General features: G+C 71.4%; 14 protein-coding genes and 1 rRNA gene. 8 read left to right on the forward strand and 7 right to left on the reverse strand.

The features are described from left to right. A 5S ribosomal RNA gene (gene rrf / locus AB0I54_RS44755) occupies positions 1-92 on the forward strand; the annotation flags it as partial. 124 nt (positions 93-216) lie between these two features. Here the strand turns inward: rrf and AB0I54_RS44760 are convergent. The 5 genes from AB0I54_RS44760 to AB0I54_RS44780 all read right to left on the reverse strand — a co-directional run bounded on the left by AB0I54_RS44760 (position 217) and on the right by AB0I54_RS44780 (position 5905). After that, the gene (locus AB0I54_RS44760; protein ID WP_363302132.1) at positions 217-1527 is read right to left on the reverse strand and encodes a DUF58 domain-containing protein; all 1311 of its coding nucleotides are present in this window, start codon (positions 1525-1527) and stop codon (positions 217-219) included. After that, positions 1527-2519 carry a MoxR family ATPase gene (locus AB0I54_RS44765; protein ID WP_363302133.1) on the reverse strand — a complete coding sequence of 331 codons (993 nt, stop codon included), beginning with the start codon at positions 2517-2519 and terminating at the stop codon, positions 1527-1529. Before AB0I54_RS44765 ends, AB0I54_RS44760 begins: the two co-directional genes overlap by 1 nt. Further along, positions 2516-3715 carry a DUF4350 domain-containing protein gene (locus AB0I54_RS44770; protein WP_363302134.1) on the reverse strand — a complete coding sequence of 400 codons (1200 nt, stop codon included), beginning with the start codon at positions 3713-3715 and terminating at the stop codon, positions 2516-2518. The genes AB0I54_RS44765 and AB0I54_RS44770 overlap by 4 nt, the downstream gene beginning before the upstream one ends. Beyond that, positions 3712-4431 carry a DUF4129 domain-containing protein gene (locus AB0I54_RS44775; protein WP_363302135.1) on the reverse strand — a complete coding sequence of 240 codons (720 nt, stop codon included), beginning with the start codon at positions 4429-4431 and terminating at the stop codon, positions 3712-3714. Before AB0I54_RS44775 ends, AB0I54_RS44770 begins: the two co-directional genes overlap by 4 nt. Before the next feature lie 70 nt (positions 4432-4501). After that, positions 4502-5905 (reverse strand): hypothetical protein, encoded by a 1404-nt coding sequence (locus AB0I54_RS44780; protein ID WP_363302136.1) that lies wholly within the window; start codon positions 5903-5905, stop codon positions 4502-4504. Positions 5906-6045: 140 nt separating this feature from the next. Here AB0I54_RS44780 and mtnA point away from each other — a divergent pair, with 140 nt between their 5' ends. From mtnA to AB0I54_RS44815, 7 genes are all read left to right on the forward strand, one after another. Beyond that, positions 6046-7188, forward strand: a complete 1143-nt coding sequence (gene mtnA / locus AB0I54_RS44785; protein WP_363302137.1) for an S-methyl-5-thioribose-1-phosphate isomerase — start codon at positions 6046-6048, stop codon at positions 7186-7188. Between the two features lie 155 nt (positions 7189-7343). Next, positions 7344-8033, forward strand: a complete 690-nt coding sequence (mtrA, locus tag AB0I54_RS44790) for a two-component system response regulator MtrA (protein ID WP_015659998.1) — start codon at positions 7344-7346, stop codon at positions 8031-8033. Position 8034: 1 nt separating this feature from the next. Beyond that, positions 8035-10119 carry an MtrAB system histidine kinase MtrB gene (gene mtrB, locus AB0I54_RS44795; RefSeq protein ID WP_363302138.1) on the forward strand — a complete coding sequence of 695 codons (2085 nt, stop codon included), beginning with the start codon at positions 8035-8037 and terminating at the stop codon, positions 10117-10119. Next, positions 10109-11941 (forward strand): LpqB family beta-propeller domain-containing protein, encoded by a 1833-nt coding sequence (locus tag AB0I54_RS44800; protein ID WP_363302139.1) that lies wholly within the window; start codon positions 10109-10111, stop codon positions 11939-11941. Before mtrB ends, AB0I54_RS44800 begins: the two co-directional genes overlap by 11 nt. Before the next feature lie 215 nt (positions 11942-12156). After that, positions 12157-13185 carry a ComF family protein gene (locus AB0I54_RS44805; RefSeq protein ID WP_363302140.1) on the forward strand — a complete coding sequence of 343 codons (1029 nt, stop codon included), beginning with the start codon at positions 12157-12159 and terminating at the stop codon, positions 13183-13185. A 281-nt stretch (positions 13186-13466) separates the two neighbouring features. Next, entirely contained in the window at positions 13467-14192 is a 726-nt protein-coding gene (raiA, locus tag AB0I54_RS44810; protein ID WP_363302158.1) for a ribosome-associated translation inhibitor RaiA, read from the forward strand. A 205-nt stretch (positions 14193-14397) separates the two neighbouring features. After that, on the forward strand, positions 14398-15144 hold the full coding sequence (locus tag AB0I54_RS44815) for a response regulator transcription factor (protein ID WP_363302141.1): 747 nt from the start codon (positions 14398-14400) through the stop codon (positions 15142-15144). A 20-nt stretch (positions 15145-15164) separates the two neighbouring features. On the opposite strand, the gene AB0I54_RS44820 is transcribed toward AB0I54_RS44815, so the two are convergent. Continuing rightward, positions 15165-16367, reverse strand: coding sequence for a crosslink repair DNA glycosylase YcaQ family protein (locus tag AB0I54_RS44820; protein WP_363302142.1), 1203 nt, complete (start codon positions 16365-16367; stop codon positions 15165-15167). A 63-nt stretch (positions 16368-16430) separates the two neighbouring features. After that, positions 16431-17012: a GNAT family N-acetyltransferase gene (locus tag AB0I54_RS44825; RefSeq protein WP_363302143.1), complete on the reverse strand. Its 582-nt coding sequence runs from the start codon at positions 17010-17012 to the stop codon at positions 16431-16433. Positions 17013-17108: the final 96 nt, after the last annotated feature.

Here is a 17108-nt window from a genome sequence, read left to right on the forward strand (position 1 = left end):
CGCCCGGTTACATTCCGAACCCGGAAGCTAAGCCTCACAGCGCCGATGGTACTGCAGGGGGGACCCTGTGGGAGAGTAGGACACCGCCGAACAATTCTTGGGAAAACCCCCGCACCTCCGGTGCGGGGGTTTTCTGCATTCCGGGCCGATCATTCCGGGCCAATACCGTCCCGCCTCTCCAGCACGGGTACGGATTTGGCGCGGGGCCAGGCGGAATCAGAGTCGGCCGGCAGCCTTCAGAGCCAGATATGCGTCAGCCAGCGCCGGAGCCAGATCATCCGGCGTTGCGTCGACGACGGTGACGCCATGACGGCGGAGCTGTTCGGCCGTGCGCGCACGCTCTGCCTGGGCCTGAGCGGCCGCCGCGGCTTCGTACACCGCATCTGCGCTTCCGCGAGCCGTCGCCATGTGGGCGATGTGCGGATCAGCGACCGATGCCAGCAGAACTGTGTGGCGCTGGGTGAGCTGTGAGAGCACCGGCAGCAGACCCTCCTCCACCGGAGCGGCGTCAAGCGTGGTGAGGAGCACGATCAAGGAGCGCCGAGGAGCTGTGCGCAGCGCCATGGCGGTGAGGCCACGTGCGTCTGTCTCGACGAGTTCCGGTTCGAGTGTTGCCATGGCGTTGACCAGGGCAGGGAGGACGTCGCCCGCAGCGCGGCCCTGGACCAGGGCCCGGACTCGGCGGTCGTATGCGAGGAGGTCCACCCGGTCACCGGCGCGGGACGCGAGTGCCGCGACGAGAAGTGCCGCGTCCATGGAAGCGTCCAGGCGAGGAGCATTGCCGACGCGGCCCGCGGAGGTGCGGCCGGTGTCCAGGACCAGAAGGATGTGGCGGTCGCGTTCGGGGCGCCAGGTGCGTACTGCCACCGTGGACTGGCGAGCCGTGGCGCGCCAGTCGATGGAGCGGGTGTCGTCACCGGGGACGTACTCACGGAGGCTGTCGAACTCCGTGCCCTCGCCTCGGGTCAGGACGCTGGTGCGGCCGTCCAGTTCACGCAATCGGGCGAGTTTCGAGGGGAGGTGCTTGCGGCTGGTGAACGGGGGCAGAACTCGTACCGTCCAGGGAGTCCTGTGGGCACCCTGGCGGGAGAACAGCCGGAGGGGGCCGTACGAGCGGATGGTCACGCGGTCGGCCTGGTGGTCGCCGCGGCGCGTGGGTCGCAGGCGGGTCGTCACGCGTCGGCGTTCGCCCGCCGGCACCGCCAGCAGGTGGCGGGAGGACGCGACCTCCGTGCCCGGCTGCCAGCTGCTGGGCGGCCAGGCGTCCCTCAGCTGGGTCCGCAGAGGTCGGCGGGACTGATTGGTGACGGTGAGGGTCACGTCGGCGGTCGCGCCCAGGCGTGCGGAGGTGTCGCCGGAGCGGGTCAGCACGAGGCGTCGTACGGGCGCCGCGAGCGCGAAATCGCAGGCGCAGGCCAGGGCCAGCGGGGCGTTCACCGCGAGGATGCCCGCCCAGCTGGGTTCCCAGATGCCGACGGGGATCGAGCCGAGGGCCGCGAGGAGGGCGGCGCGTCCGGTGAGGGCCATCAGCGGGGGACCGGGACGTGGGCGAGGATCGCATTGATGACGGCGTCGGCCGTCACACCTTCCATCTCCGCCTCTGGGCGCAGCTGCACGCGGTGACGGAGGGTGGGCAGGGCGAGGGCCTTCACATCGTCGGGGATCACATAGTCACGGCCGGTCAGCCAGGCCCAGGCACGGGAGGTCGCGAGCAGGGCGGTGGCCCCGCGCGGTGACACGCCGAGGGTGAGGGACGGCGATTCGCGGGTGGCACGGCAGATGTCCACGACGTATGCGGTGATCTCGGGGGAGACGGTGGTCTTGGCGACCGCTGTGCGGGCGGCCTCCAGGTCGGCGGGACCCGCGACCGGGCGCAACCCGGCGGCGCGCAGGTCGCGCGGGTTGAATCCCTCGGCGTGGCGGGTGAGGACGTCGATCTCGTCCTGCCGGGACGGCAGCGGGATCGTCAGTTTGAGCAGGAAGCGGTCCAGTTGGGCTTCCGGGAGGGGGTACGTGCCCTCGTACTCGACCGGGTTCTGTGTCGCGGCGACCAGGAACGGCTCGGGGAGCGGGCGAGGCGTGCCGTCGACGGTGACCTGGCGTTCCTCCATGGCTTCCAGGAGGGACGACTGGGTCTTCGGCGGCGTGCGGTTGATCTCGTCGGCGAGGAGGAGGTTGGTGAAGACCGGGCCGGGCTGGAAGGAGAACTCCGCGGTGCGCGCGTCGTAGACCAGGGAGCCGGTCACATCACTCGGCATCAGGTCCGGGGTGAACTGGACTCGTTTGGTGTCGAGTTCGAGTGTGGATGCGAGGGCGCGGACGAGCAACGTTTTGGCCACTCCGGGGACTCCTTCAAGGAGAACGTGTCCGCGGCAGAGGAGGGCGACGACGAGGCCGGTGACGGCGGGGTCCTGGCCGACCACGGCTTTGGCGATCTCGGCGCGCAGGGCTTCCAGGGAGGCACGGGCGCTGCCCGGACCCCCGGCGTACCCGGCGTTGTCAGTGGTCGGGGCCATCATGAACGGCGTACCTCTCTTTCGAGGGCGTCGAGTTGGTCGGAGAGTGCGATCAGGGCTGCGTCGTCGCTGGGCGGCGGGCCGAAGAGCAGGGAGCGCAAGGTCTGTCCGTCGCCGTGGAGATGGGCGGACAGGGCGGGGAGCAGAGCCTCGGGTGCGTGCGCCTGGGCGACGGGGACGCCGACGAGCGGGGCCAGGCGGGTGCGGGTCGCCGAGCGCAGAGCGGCCGAGGCGCGGTCGCGGGCGTTGGCCTTGCGGTAGAGACGGGCGCGGCCTTCGACGGCTTCGGAGGCGCGGATCGCGACGGGGAGTTTTTCGGGTACGAGCGGGCCGAGCCGGCGTGCCCGCCAGAGGGCGGCCAGGGCGGCGGCGAAGAAGAGTTGCAGCGTGCCCCAGAGCCAGCCGGAGGGCAGCAGGTCGAAGAAGCCCTTGTGGTCGCCCGCGTTGGTGGCCGAGGTGTCGGAGAGCGAGGGGAGGTACCAGACCAGATGGGGGCGGGAACCGAGGAGTTGGAGTGCGAGCGAGGCGTTGCCCTGCTTGTCGAGGCGGTTGTTGTAGAGGATGTCGGGCGCGCCGAGGACGACGGTGTCGCCGCCCCCGGACGCGGCGGGGATGCGCAGCACAGTGGCCAGACGCTCGCTGGGGTAGCACGAGTCGGCGTCGAGGTGGACGGTCGTGTAGCGGATGCCGCCCGTGTCGGCGGATCCCGCCCGTTGGGCGGCGGGCAGGGTGCAGTCGGGGGAGAGGGTGGTGTCGAGGCTGGTGGCGGGGTCGGCGGTGACGCCGGGTGCAAGCCGTTCGACGGACCAACTGCCGGCGGCGACGAGGACGGTGCGCCCGCCGGAACGGGCCGTCGCGGAGTGCAGTCGGGCCTGTTGACGATGCGTCAGCAGGTCGGGGACGGCGACCAGGAGGGTGGTGTCCTGGCCGACCGCGGCGCGGGCCTCGTCCAGGGTGCCGACCACGCGGGTGGTCACGCCGCGTTCGGCGAGGAGTTCGGCGACGGCGCGGCTGCCGTAGGGATCGACGGAGCGCGGATCGAGGGCGCCGTGCCGGACGTCGGAGCGGACGACGGCGATCGCGACGGCACCGACCAGCAGCAGCACCAGGGCGAGTACGACGCCTCGGGCGCGGGTCCACACCTGGCGGGCGGTGGGCGAGACCGAGGTGGAGGGGAGCGTGGTGGCCCCGGTGGTCATTCGGCGGCCCCCTGGCGGGTGTTGTGGGCCGTGCTGGTGGTGCTGCTCACGAGGACCGGCTTGGTGCCTTCCAGGTCACGGTCGAGTTCGGCGATGCGGTGGTACGACTGCTCGCCCGCCCTGCGTCCGCCGTACGTCACGTCGTCGAACTCCCGGGCGGCGGCCCGCAGCCGGTCGGTGTGGGAGGGCAGGGTGCGGCCGGCTTCCGCTGCCGCCTCGTCGGCCGTGCGGCCGGGGCGGACGTCGAGCAGGGCGCGCTCTTCGAGGGCGCGGACGATGGCCCGCATCCGCTCCTGGACGGCCTGGTTCCAGTGGCCCTGGGCGGCGTGTGCCTCGGCGGCCGCGCGGTGTTCGGCGGCACTGCGGGGCCGGTCGTCGAACAGGGCGGGGACGGAGCCGGGTTGGCGGCGCGGGGTGCCCAGGCGCCACCACAGTGCGGCCAGCACCGCGAGGACGGCCAGGACCACGACGAGGAGGCCGACCACGCCTCCGGGTGTCGCCGCCGATGCGGCGTTGAGCAGCCGGCCGAGCCAGTTCCAGAACGCGTCCAGGGCTCGCTGGAACAGGCCGGGGTCGTTCTCGTGGTACATCCGCTTGGACAGCTCGCGTCGTGCCGCCTCGCGCGCCGGATCGCGAGGGATGGTCACCGGCGGCTCGTCGCCCGAGCCTGCCAGCGCGAGCACGGCCGTGCCGTGGGCGTGCAGCAGGCTCCGCACGGCCGATGCGACGGCGCGTGGCAGGACCGGCGCCGTTGTGAGAACTCCCCCCGCCAGACTCACCGCCGCATCAGCTCCCCGGTGTGGTGCCGGGGGTGCCGCTGTAGCTCTGGACACCGGCGGCGCGGGCCAGTTCGAGGTCGAGGGCCTCGCGGCGGATGCGCTGGTCGATGTAGAGGAGCACGGTCACGCCGGCCGTGATCGGGAACGTGATCATGGAGCCGATCACCGAGCCGATCCCGCTGACGACGAGGAACGTCCAGCCCAGGTGGCCGCTGTTGCCGTTGAGGAGGTTGGAGACTCCCTCACCGCTGAGCGCGGCCGCGAGCGCGGCGAAGGGGATGACGATGATCGAGGCGATGATGTTCGCGATGATCCCGGCGAGCAGCTGGATGCCGAAGACCCGCCACCAGGAGCCGCGGACCAGCTTCGCGGAGCGGCTCATCGACTTCACGATGCCCTGCTTCTCCAGCATCAGAGCGGGCGAGGCGAGGGAGAAGCGGATCATGAGCCAGAGGGCGACGATGGCGGCGCCGAGGATGCCGATGGCGGCGAGGGCCGCACCGGCGCTTCCTCCGCCGGCCACCGCCACGAGGATGCCGGGCAGCGCGCCGCAGAACACCACACCGACGGCGATGAGCAGCAGCAGGAAGATCAGGCCGAACAGTCTGGGGATCTGCGGGCGGGCATCGCGCCAGGCCTCACCGGTGGTCACCGACTTGCCGAGGACGGCGCGGCTGGTGACGGTCGTGAGCAGGGCGGTCGCGATGATCGTGCCGATCATGGAGATCAGGATCACGATGCCCGAGCTGAGCGTGACCTCGCCCAGGGCGCGGGTGACGTCGCGCAGGGGGGCGTTCGGGTCGTTGAGGACATCGGTGCTCGCGCTGTCGTTCAGGACGAAGCGCTGCAGCAGGATGACAAGGGTCTCCGTGACGACGGCGACGGTCAGCGAAATGCCGAGGACCGTTCGCCAGTAGGTGCGCATGGTGGAGACGGCGCCGTCGAGGATCTCGCCCACGCCGAGCGGGCGCAGCGGGATCACACCGGGCTTGGCCGCGGGCGGCGGTCCGCCCCAGCCACCACCCCAGGCAGCGTATCCGCCGGGGCCTCCGTATCCGCCCGGACCTCCGTATCCGCCCGGACCTCCGTAGCCACCGGGGGTGCCGTATCCGCCGGGGCCTCCATAGGCACCGTGGCCGCCGCCGGGGTGTCCGCCGCCCCAGCCCGGCCCGGGCGGTGGTGGCGGAGGTGCCTGGCCCGGGGCCGGGGCACCGGTGGGCGCGGACCACTGGCCGGGTGGCGGCTGCTCCTTGGACCACTTCGAGCCGGCGTCCTGCGGGCCCGCGCCAGGTTGTTCGGCGGGCTGTGCGGGGCCGGGTCGGTCGGCGGGTTCGGCCGGGCCGGTCGCGCCGGGTTCCTGCCCGTCGGACGCGGCGGATCCGGGCGAGGCCCAGCCCGGAGTGTCTTTCATCAAAGCTCCTTCACGGTGCTCGTCCGCAGTCGCGGCGGCAGGTTGGCAGCCATCGTGCCATGGGGTGGTCTCCGGAGGACCGGCCGCGGTGTGGGCTGCACACCTTCAATTGTCCGCCGGGGACGGGGCAGACTGACCGCATGGCTGATCAGTACGCGCAAACCGGCGAGGACAAGAGGCCGACGGGGGTACCGACGATCCGATGGGAGGAACCGCCCGAAGGGCCTGTACTGGTCCTTCTCGACCAGACGAGGCTGCCGGCCGAGGAGGTCGAGCTGGTGTGCACGGACGCGCCCGCGCTGGTCGAGGCGATCCGTTCGCTCGCCGTGCGCGGGGCGCCGGTGCTGGGTATCGCCGGGGCGTACGGTGTCGCGCTCGCCGCCGCGCGGGGCTTCGACGTGGAGGAGGCCGCCAGGGCACTCGAGGCTGCCCGGCCCACCGCGGTGAACCTCTCCGTCGGCGTGCGCCGGGCCCGCTCCGCCCACCAGGCCGCGCTCGCCAAGGGCGGGGACGCCCGGCAGGCGGCCGCGGCGGCGCTGGCGGCGGCGCGGGTGCTGCACCGGGAGGACGCCGAGGCGAGCGCGCGGATGGCGGGGCACGGGCTGGCTCTGCTCGACGAGCTGCTCCCCGGCGGTGGGCACCGGATCCTCACCCACTGCAACTCCGGATCGCTGGTGTCGGGCGGGGAAGGCACGGCGTTCGCGGTGGCGCTCGCCGCGCACAGGGCAGGGCAGCTGCGGCGGCTGTGGGTGGACGAGACGCGTCCGCTGCTGCAGGGCGCGCGGCTGACGGCGTACGAGGCGGCCCGCAGCGGCATGGCCTACACCCTGCTCACCGACAACGCGGCAGGTTCGCTGTTCGCGGCGGGGGAGGTGGACGCGGTGCTCATCGGGGCGGACCGCATCGCGGCCGACGGTTCGGTGGCGAACAAGGTGGGGAGCTATCCGCTCGCCGTACTGGCGCGGTACCACCATGTGCCGTTCATCGTGGTGGCGCCCGTGACGACGGTGGATCCGGACACGGCGGACGGGGCATCGATCGAGGTCGAGCAGCGCCCCGGGTATGAGGTGACCGAGGTCACAGCACCCCAGGTGCCGGTGACGGGAGCGGGGGGCGGGATTCCGGTGGCACCGCTGGGGACCCAGGCGTACAACCCGGCGTTCGATGTGACGCCGCCCGAGCTGGTGACGGCGATCGTCACCGAGGAGGGCGCCGTTTCTCCCGTGACGGCCGAGGCTCTCGCCGAGCTGTGCGCAAGGTCCCGCGGGGTGACACTCGACTGAGGGCAGGAGCCCCGAGAGCGAGGCGGCGCCGTGGCGGGCTGCCCTCCGGTCCTGCCCGTCTGGCCCCGTGGGCAGACAGTGACGGTCGCGTACGACTATCGTCACGGGCCAGTGACCCTCCTCACCAGCACGCCTGTCACTGTTACGAGAATGGGATGATGTCGTTTATGAAGGGACGAGTCCTTGTCGTCGACGACGACACCGCACTGGCCGAGATGCTCGGCATCGTGCTGCGTGGTGAAGGTTTTGAGCCGTCTTTCGTAGCCGACGGCGACAAGGCGCTGGCCGCATTCCGCGAGACCAAGCCCGACCTGGTGCTGCTCGACCTGATGCTGCCCGGCCGGGACGGCATCGAGGTGTGCCGCCTCATCCGCGCGGAGTCGGGCGTGCCGATCGTGATGCTCACGGCGAAGAGCGACACCGTGGACGTCGTCGTGGGCCTGGAGTCGGGCGCGGACGACTACATCGTGAAGCCCTTCAAGCCGAAGGAGCTGGTGGCCCGGATCCGGGCGCGGCTGCGGAGGTCGGAAGAGCCCGCCCCGGAGCAGCTCGCCATAGGTGACCTGGTCATCGACGTGGCCGGTCACTCCGTCAAGCGGGACGGTCAGTCGATCGCTCTGACGCCGCTGGAGTTCGACCTGCTGGTCGCGCTGGCCCGCAAGCCGTGGCAGGTGTTCACGCGCGAGGTGCTCCTGGAGCAGGTGTGGGGCTACCGCCACGCGGCCGACACCCGTCTCGTGAACGTGCATGTGCAGCGGCTGCGCTCCAAGGTCGAGAAGGACCCGGAGCGGCCGGAGATCGTGGTGACCGTCCGTGGCGTCGGTTACAAGGCTGGACCGAGCTGACGTGTCCGGGGACAGTGCCGCTTCGGCCCCCGGCCGGTCCGGGGCCAGGCCGGAGCGGCCTGTCGGCCGGAAGACGACGGGTTCGCGCCTACGACGCCTCTTCGAGGGCGGGCTGCTGCAGGGCGGGGTCCAGGGCAGCCCGGTCCTTCGCCTGTTCATGCGCTGGGTGCGCCGACCGCTGCTGCCGGTCATGCGGCTGTGGCGGCGCAACATCCAGCTCAAGGTCGTCGCCACGACACTGCTGATGTCGCTGGGCGTCGTCCTGCTGCTGGGCTTCGTCGTGATCGGGCAGGTGCGCAACGGCCTGCTGGACGCCAAGGTGAAGGCCTCGCAGAGCCAGGCCACCGGTGGGTTCGCGGTGGCCAAGCAGAAGGCCGACGAGACGGCGGCCGGGACCGCGGACGACGGCACCGGTGTGGACGGCCGTCAGTCCCAGAACGTCATCTCCTGGATGAGCGAGCTCGTCTCGTCGCTCTCCAGCGGTGGCCAGAGCGCCTTCGACGTGGTGACGCTGCCCGCGGGCGACGACAGCGGCGGTGGACGCGGTCCCCGTGCCTCCGGCCAGGTCGATCCGACGTCGAGCATTCCCGAGGATCTGCGGGCGCGGATCAACAGCGGCATGGTGGCCTCCCAGAGCTACACCCGCATCATCTACAAGGACAGCGACAAGGAGTCGCAGCCCGCCCTGGTCATCGGCAAGAAGCTCAACGACCCCAACAGTGACCCGTACGAGCTGTACTACCTCTTCCCGCTGACGCAGGAGGAGAAGTCCCTCAGCCTGGTCAAGGGCACGCTCGCGACCGCCGGACTCTTCGTCGTCGTACTCCTCGGAGCCATCGCCTGGCTCGTGGTGCGGCAGGTGGTCACGCCCGTGCGGATGGCGGCCGGGATCGCGGAGCGGCTGTCGGCGGGACGTCTGCAGGAGCGGATGAAGGTCACCGGCGAGGACGACATCGCGCGGCTCGGCGAGGCCTTCAACAAGATGGCGCAGAACCTGCAGCTGAAGATCCAGCAGCTGGAGGACCTGTCGAGGATGCAGCGGCGGTTCGTGTCCGACGTGTCGCACGAGCTGCGCACCCCCTTGACGACCGTACGGATGGCCGCCGACGTCATCCACGAGGCCCGCGAGGACTTCGACCCGGTGACTGCGCGGTCGGCGGAACTGCTCGCCGACCAGCTGGACCGGTTCGAGTCGCTGCTTGCGGACCTGCTGGAGATCAGCCGCTTCGACGCCGGCGCGGCGGCGCTGGAGGCCGAGCCGATAGACCTCCGGGAGGTCGTACGGCGGGTCGTCAGCGGGGCCGAGCCGCTCGCGGAGCGCAAGGGCACGCAGATACGCGTCGTCGGCGACCAGCAGCCCGTCGTGGCCGAGGCGGACGCCCGCCGCGTGGAGCGGGTGCTGCGCAACCTCGTGGTCAACGCCGTGGAGCACGGCGAGGGCAGGGACGTCGTCGTCAAACTCGCCGCCGCGGGCGGCGCGGTCGCCGTCGCGGTGCGCGACTACGGCGTCGGGCTCAAGCCCGGCGAGGCGACCCGTGTCTTCAGCCGCTTCTGGCGGGCGGACCCGGCACGCGCGCGTACCACCGGTGGTACGGGCCTGGGGCTGTCCATCGCCCTGGAGGACGCGCGGCTGCACGGCGGCTGGCTGCAGGCCTGGGGCGAGCCGGGCGGCGGCTCACAGTTCCGGCTGACGCTGCCGCGCACCGCGGACGAGCCGCTGCGGGGATCACCGATACCGCTGGAGCCGAAGGACTCACGGCGCAACCGAGGACTCGACGACGCCGGACTGCCGAGCGGCGGCGAGGGCAAGCGCGCCACGGTTCCCGTGCAGCAGGCGGGCGGCCAGACCGCACTGCCGCCGCGCCCACAGCTCGGCTCGCGGATGGCATCCGTCTCCCCGGCCGCCGACCCCACCGCGCTGCCCGGCAACGGCGCGCGCGTGGTGCCGCGGCCCACCGGAGCCGCCCGGCGCCAGGAAGACGCACCCTCCTCCGACACGGCGCGTGAAGAGAACGGCAACAGGCCCGGTCCGGCCGCCGGCACGGAAGACTCGAACAAGTCAGGGGAGGCATTTCGTGGGCGCTGACCGCGAGGGGGGCGCCCGGCGTCGGCCGGTGCGCGCGGTGGCGTACGCCGCCTGCGGTGCGGTAGTGCTGGCGGGGTGCGCCTCCATGCCCGACAGCGGGGACCTGCGGGACGTCGAGTCCACGCCGCGCCAGGACACGCAGGTGCGTGTCTTCGCCATGCCGCCCCAGGACAATGCCGCGCCCGGGGAGATCGTGCAGGGCTTCCTGGAGGCGCTGACCAGCGACGATCCGCACTACGACACGGCGCGCAAGTATCTGACCGCCGGGGCCGCGCGGAAGTGGAGGCCCGAGCAGTCCACCACGGTGCTCGCCAACGGGCCGAGCAGCGATCAGGACAACCTGCCGGGCGGCCGGGAGGACACCAGCAACCTCACCTACACGCTGGCGGGGAGCAGGGTCGCCACCGTCGACGCGCAGCAGGCGTACTCGCCCGCCGCCGGGCCCTACAGCAGGAAGGTGCACCTCACCCAGGACCCCAAGACCAAGCAGTGGCGCATCGACGCGTTGCCGGAGGGCGTCGTCATGGGCAGGTCCGACTTCCAGCGGAACTACACGTCCGTCAACAAGTACTACTTCGCGTCGAACGCCTCGGGCGCGACGATCGGCCAGCCGGCGGCCGTCGCCGACCCGGTCTTCGTGCGCAAGCGCGTGGACCCGATGACGCAGATGGTGCGTTCCCTGCTCGCCGGGCCCACGAGGTGGCTCAGGCCCGTGGTCAGGTCGAGTTTTCCGACGGGCACGGCACTGAAGAAGGGCGTCACCTCGCTGACGCCCGACGACCAGAACAAGCTGACGGTGCCGTTGAACGACAAGGCCTCCCGGGTCGGGGCGACCAAGTGCGGCGAGATGGCGACCCAGCTGCTGTTCACCCTGCGGAACCTGTCGCCCACGGTCGACTCGGTGGAACTGCAGGGCGCCGACGGCAGGAGGCTGTGCGACCTCAACGAGCGCGGCACCGACGCCGTCGCTTGGCGTGGCTCCGACAAGAGCCCCGACTACCTGTACTTCCTCGACAGCAAGCACCGGTTGGTGCGGATAGCCCGTGCCAGCACCAGCGCCGTTCCGGTGCCCGGCGCGCTGGGCGTGGGTGACACGGGACTGCGGTCGGTGGCGGTCGCGCGCGACGAGCACTCGGCGGCCGGGGTCGCTCTGGACGGCAAGTCCCTGTACGTCACGTCGCTCGCGTCGGGCGGTTCGCTGGGGGATCCCGTCGTCCGGAGCCAGGGCGCCACCGCCGACGACCGGCTCACGACGCCCAGCTGGGACGACGGAGGCGACCTGTGGGTGGCCGACCGCAACCCCGACAACCCCCGGCTGCTTCTGCTTGAGCAAGGGGCCGGCGCGCCGGTGGAGGTGCGGACCCCGGAGCTGCCCGGACGCATCAAGGATGTGCGGGTGGCCGCCGACGGGGTGCGGATAGCGCTCGTCGTGGAGAAGGACGGCAAGCAGTCCCTGCTCATCGGGAGGATCGAGCGGGACGAGAAGTCCGGGGAGAAGCCGGTGGTCTCGGTTCTCGAACTGCGCTCCGCGACACCCGCGTTGGAAGAGGTCACGGCCATGTCGTGGGCCGGGGACGGCCGGCTGGTGGTGGTCGGGCGCGAGCAGGGGGGCGTGCTGCAGCTGCGGTACGTCCAGGTCGACGGCTCCACGCCGGACGGTCTGGCGCCCTCGGCCCTGCCGGGAGTCAAGGCGATCGCCGCGTCCGAGGACGACCGGGCCCCGCTCGCGGCGTATTCGGACGACGGGATCGTACGGCTGCCGTCCGGGGGACAGTGGCAGACGATCGTCAAGGAAGGGTCGGCGCCGGTCTACCCGGGCTGACATCTCACGTGGAGCGGCCGTCACGGTCTGGGCTCGGCCCGTCCGTGGCGGCCGTTTCTGCCTTCGGCCGGTCGGGTCCGGTCCGTGCGGTCGGCCGTTCGGCTGCGCCCTGTCACCCGTACGGGTAGTCGGGTGCTACGGCCTGTTCTGAGTTGTCCACAGGGAGTTTTCCACAGGGGTGGCCGGTCGGCCCGGGTGTTGGCACAGTGATGGGCATGCGGGGGTGGTGGCAGGACCTCACGGACCTGGTGCTGCCGGCCGAGTGCGGAGGCTGTGGGACGCCTCGCACGGTGCTCTGTCAGGAGTGCCGTGCCGCCCTGAGCGGGGACGCACCGTGCCGGGTGCGACCGGTGCCCGAGCCGTCCGGGCTGCCGGCGGTGCACGCGGCGGCGCCGTACGCGGACGCGGTGCGGGCGGTGCTCCTCGCCCACAAGGAACGGGGCGCCCTGGCACTCGCAGGCCCCCTGGGCGCGGCTCTGGCGGGAGCTGTGCGAGCGGGGCTCCAGGAGGCCGGGGCGGGGGCCGGCAGGGCGCTGACGGGGCGTTCCGGGGTGCTGACAGGGCACTGCGGCATCCCCTCGGAGGGCGGCGGTGGTCCGGCGGGAGAACAGGCGGAGCGCGACGGTTCGGCACAGGGTGTTCTTGCGGGGGCACGCCGGGTGCGGGTCGTGTCGTTGTGGGACGGCGGCGTACCGGTCGGGCAGGGTGACCTGCCTGTGCTGCTCGTGCCGGTGCCGTCCGCGCGATGGGCCGTGCGGGCCCGGGGGCACGATCCGGTACGGCGGATCGCGCTCGCGGCCGCCGGCGAGCTGCGACGCGGCGGGACGCCGGCCCGGGTGGCGGCGGTACTGCGGCAGCGGCGTGCCGTGGCCGACCAGTCGGGGCTCAACTCCCGGCAGCGACTGCGCAATCTCGCGGGCGCCCTGGAGGTGGCTGCGGGCGGCGCACGGCCGCTCCTCGGCGGCCGGGTCGTGCTCGTCGACGACCTGATGACTACGGGCGCCTCCCTGACGGAGGCGGCGCGAGCCGTCCGGGAGGCGGTCGACCGCAATGGCGGAACAACGGCCGTGTACGCGCGTGCAACTCGGGAAGGAAGGGAGGAACAGACGGCTGGATCAAGGGAACACAGGACGAAGCGGAGTCACGGCGCGGTGGGAATGGCAGGCGCGAACGCCGTCGGGCAGTCGATCTGCGCGGCTGTGGTCGCGGCCCCGCCGGATTCCTTCAAAATAAACCGGAACTGACTGCGAAGTTGCATCGTTGCAGGTAGTGAGAGGGCCAATTCACCGGAATGGAGGTACGCGGCAGTAGAGGGTGACGACATCCGTCCGGGCGAGATATGTTCGGTTGTGAGGGAAAGCCGCAGGCCATCCCTCTCATATCAGAATGCCGTGCTGCGGGTTTTCCGCAATCAGTCGCGGCGCTGGGGTGGAGATCTTGCCCATGGGGGAGGAGGAGGTGGAAGTCACCGAGTCCGAGGTTCCGGACTGACCGGAGCCTGGTGCAAAAGGGAGATGCTCCGCCGCTGGAGCGGAGCGATCCGGGAACGGAGTTCTGCGTGGACATCGTCGTCAAGGGCCGCAAGACCGAGGTGCCCGAGCGGTTCCGCAAGCACGTGGCCGAGAAGCTGAAGCTGGAGAAGATCCAGAAGCTCGATGGCAAGGTGATCAGCCTCGACGTGGAGGTGTCCAAGGAGCCCAACCCCCGGCAGGCCGACCGGTGCGACCGAGTGGAGATCACGCTCCGCTCTCGCGGTCCGGTGATCCGGGCGGAGGCAGCGGCCAGCGACCCGTATGCGGCACTTGACCTGGCAGCGGAAAAGCTGGACGCCCGGCTGCGCAAGCAGCACGACAAGCGTTTCTCGCGGCGCGGCGCACGCCGAATCTCGGCTGCGGAGGTTCCCGACCACGTCCCGGGCGCGGCGACGCTCAACGGGAACGGCCACCCCGTCCACGAGGAAGACAGCGACGGAGTGCCCACCAAGAAGATCGGCTCGCTGGAAGTGAAGGGCGAAGGCCCCCTCATCGTCCGCGAGAAGACCCACGTCGCCTCCCCGATGACCCTCGACCAGGCCCTCTACGAGATGGAACTGGTCGGACACGACTTCTATCTGTTCGTCGACTCCGAGACGAAGGAACCGAGCGTCGTCTACCGGCGGCACGCCTACGACTACGGTGTCATCCACCTCAGCACGGACCCGATGGTCACCCAGGCGCAACCTCCCGCGGCAGGCGGCACACTGGGCGGCTGACCCGCCCGGCCACAGGCTGAGCCGGTGCCCCTGGAGCGCGTGTGCGCCCCCAGGGGCATCGGCGTGCGCCCACTTCGCGCCCCGCTCTGTCGGCGCAGTGTCGGCCGGGCATGAAATCATGGCCGCACCGGCCCAACCGGTGGGCCGTTGCCTTGGGTTGGCGATGGCACAGGACCACAGGCCACAGCCTTCAGGGGGAGGAACGATGGCGGACAGCTTCGGACCGATGCAGCACGGGGATGCCGACGACGGCGTCGTCGGCATGGGCCCGGACGCGGGCACTCCACGCAAGGAGCCGATCAGAGTCCTTGTCGTGGACGACCACGCCCTCTTCCGCCGCGGCCTGGAGATCGTGCTCGCCGCCGAGGAGGACATCCAGGTCGTCGGAGAGGCGGGCGACGGCGCCGAGGCCGTGGACAAGGCGGCCGACCTGCTGCCCGACATCGTCCTGATGGACGTACGGATGCCCAAGCGCGGCGGGATCGAGGCATGCACCTCCATCAAGGAGGTCGCCCCCAGCGCCAAGATCATCATGCTGACGATCAGCGACGAGGAGGCCGACCTCTACGACGCGATCAAGGCGGGCGCGACCGGCTATCTCCTCAAGGAGATCTCGACGGACGAGGTGGCCACCGCCATTCGCGCGGTCGCCGACGGGCAGTCGCAGATCAGCCCCTCGATGGCCTCGAAACTGCTCACCGAGTTCAAGTCGATGATCCAGCGGACGGACGAGCGCAGGCTCGTGCCCGCACCCCGGCTGACGGACCGTGAGCTGGAGGTTCTCAAGCTGGTTGCGACGGGAATGAACAACCGTGACATCGCGAAGGAGTTGTTCATCTCCGAGAACACGGTGAAGAACCACGTCCGCAACATCCTGGAGAAGCTGCAACTGCACTCCAGGATGGAGGCGGTGGTGTACGCGATGCGGGAAAAGATTCTCGAAATCCGATAGGGGCGGGCGACCGGTACGGATCAGCCGAGGAGCCGGGCGAGTTCCATCGTGAGGGGCTCGCGCAGTTCCGATGCGTCCACCCGTTCCACGCGTACGTCCGTGCAGTCCACCCAGCTCGCCGCCTCGACGAGGGCCTGGGCCACGGCCGGGACCGCCTTCGCGCCGTCCAGGGTGGCCTGCCGGGCCACCAGGGTGCGGCCCTCGCGCGCCGGGTCGACACGGCCGACGAGACGGCCTCCGGACAGGACCGGCATCGCGAAGTAGCCGTACACCCGCTTCGGCTTCGGCACATAGGCCTCCAGCCGGTGGGTGAAGCCGAAGATCCGCTCCGTGCGCGCCCGTTCCCAGATCAGTGAGTCGAACGGGGACAGCAGCGTGGTGCGGTGGCGGCCGCGCGGAGGGGTCTCCAGCGCCGTAGGGTCCGCCCAGGCGGGCTTGCCCCAGCCCGCCACCGTGACCGGGACCAGACCCGAGTCCGCGATCACCGCGTCGACCTGCTCCCCCTTGAGACGGTGGTAGTCGGCGATGTCCGCGCGCGTGCCGACACCGAGGGACTCGCCCGCCAGGCGGACCAGGCGGCGCACGCACTCGGTGTCGTCGAGTTCGTCGTGCAGCAGGGCGTCCGGGATCGCGCGCTCGGCGAGGTCGTACACCCGCTTCCAGCCGCGGCGCTCCACGCAGACCACCTCCCCGTACATCAGCGCGCGCTCGACCGCGACCTTCGTGCCGGACCAGTCCCACCACTCGCTGGTGCGCTTGGCGCCGCCCAACTCCGTGGCGGTGAGCGGGCCTTCGGCACGGAGTTGTTTGACGACCTGGTCGTAGGTGCCGTCGGGGAGTTCATGGTTCCAGTGCGGGCGGTTGCGGTAGGCGCGGCGCCGGAACGCGAAGTGCGGCCACTCCTCGACGGGGAGTATGCACGCCGCGTGCGACCAGTACTCGAAGGCGTGCGGGCGGGCCGCAGGCGTGCCCGTGGACGCGGGCGTCCAGTAGGCGGCCTCCACCGTCCTGCGGCCCACGGAGCCCAGGCGGGCGTACGGAATGAGCTCGTGGGAGCGGGCGAGGACCGAGATGGTGTCGAGCTGGACCGCGCCGAGATGACGCAGGACGCCCCGGACGCCGGCCCGGCGGTCGGGCGTGCCGAGGAAACCCTGGGCCCGCAGGGCGATGCGGCGGGCGTCGTCCGCGGAGAGTTCGGTGGCGGGGCGCGGGAGGGTCGTCATGGGTCGGGACGATAGACGGTGGGACTGACAGCGCGGGCTGAGCTGCGGGTTTGCGGGCCGGTGCTACGACTGGTGCGCCGGCGCCGGCAGATACGGGGCCGTCGACGGCAGGCCCAGGTCCGACGGGAGCAGCGAGCCCACCCAGCAGTCCCGGCGCACCCCCTTGTTGTTGGTCGCGGAGCGCAGGATGCCCTCGATGGTGAAGCCGGCGCGTTCCACCACCGCGCGGGACGCTCGGTTGCCGACCTCCGCGCGCCACTCCACGCGGTCGATGCACAGCTGGGTGAAGGCCCAGCGGGAGGCGGCGAGGGTGGCCTCGGTCACATAACCGTTGCCGCGGTGCTCCTTGGCCGCCCAGTAGCCGATCTCGCCGACCCCCAGGGCGCGCATGGTGAGGGCGAGCATGCCGGCGAGCTCCCCTTCGGGGAGGAAGAGGCCGAAGGTGAACATCGCGTTGTCCGCCCAGCCGCCGGGCACCACCTGCTCGGTGAAGCTGCGCGCGTGCTCCCGGAGGTATGGCGAGGGGAACTGGGAGATCCACCGCTGGACGTCGGGGTCCTGGGCGGCGGCGTACACCGCCTCGGCGTCCTGCGGGCCGGGGGCGCGCAGCAGAAGGCGGCTGGTGGTGAGCGTGACGGGTTCCATCGGCCGATTCTGCTCGGGCATCCGGAACGGCGCCAATCCCCGGGTCGCCGACACGCCTTTGTGCCGTGTGTGAACGCGCGATCACATTTCGCGCAA

Origin of the sequence: Streptomyces sp. NPDC050625 (assembly GCF_040654755.1) — a bacterium.
Classification (GTDB): Bacteria; Actinomycetota; Actinomycetes; order Streptomycetales; family Streptomycetaceae; genus Streptomyces.

What these genes read in the sequence shown, in the direction of transcription:
- AB0I54_RS44760 (WP_363302132.1), bottom strand. Translation starts at nt 1,527, where the DNA reads ATGGCCCTCACCGGACGCGCCGCCCTCCTCGCGGCCCTCGGCTCGATC.
- AB0I54_RS44765 (WP_363302133.1), bottom strand. Translation starts at nt 2,519, where the DNA reads ATGATGGCCCCGACCACTGACAACGCCGGGTACGCCGGGGGTCCGGGC.
- AB0I54_RS44770 (WP_363302134.1), bottom strand. Translation starts at nt 3,715, where the DNA reads ATGACCACCGGGGCCACCACGCTCCCCTCCACCTCGGTCTCGCCCACC.
- AB0I54_RS44780 (WP_363302136.1), bottom strand. Translation starts at nt 5,905, where the DNA reads ATGAAAGACACTCCGGGCTGGGCCTCGCCCGGATCCGCCGCGTCCGAC.
- mtnA (WP_363302137.1), top strand. Translation starts at nt 6,046, where the DNA reads ATGGCTGATCAGTACGCGCAAACCGGCGAGGACAAGAGGCCGACGGGG.
- mtrA (WP_015659998.1), top strand. Translation starts at nt 7,344, where the DNA reads ATGATGTCGTTTATGAAGGGACGAGTCCTTGTCGTCGACGACGACACC.
- AB0I54_RS44805 (WP_363302140.1), top strand. Translation starts at nt 12,157, where the DNA reads ATGCGGGGGTGGTGGCAGGACCTCACGGACCTGGTGCTGCCGGCCGAG.
- AB0I54_RS44815 (WP_363302141.1), top strand. Translation starts at nt 14,398, where the DNA reads ATGGCGGACAGCTTCGGACCGATGCAGCACGGGGATGCCGACGACGGC.
- AB0I54_RS44820 (WP_363302142.1), bottom strand. Translation starts at nt 16,367, where the DNA reads ATGACGACCCTCCCGCGCCCCGCCACCGAACTCTCCGCGGACGACGCC.
- AB0I54_RS44825 (WP_363302143.1), bottom strand. Translation starts at nt 17,012, where the DNA reads ATGGAACCCGTCACGCTCACCACCAGCCGCCTTCTGCTGCGCGCCCCC.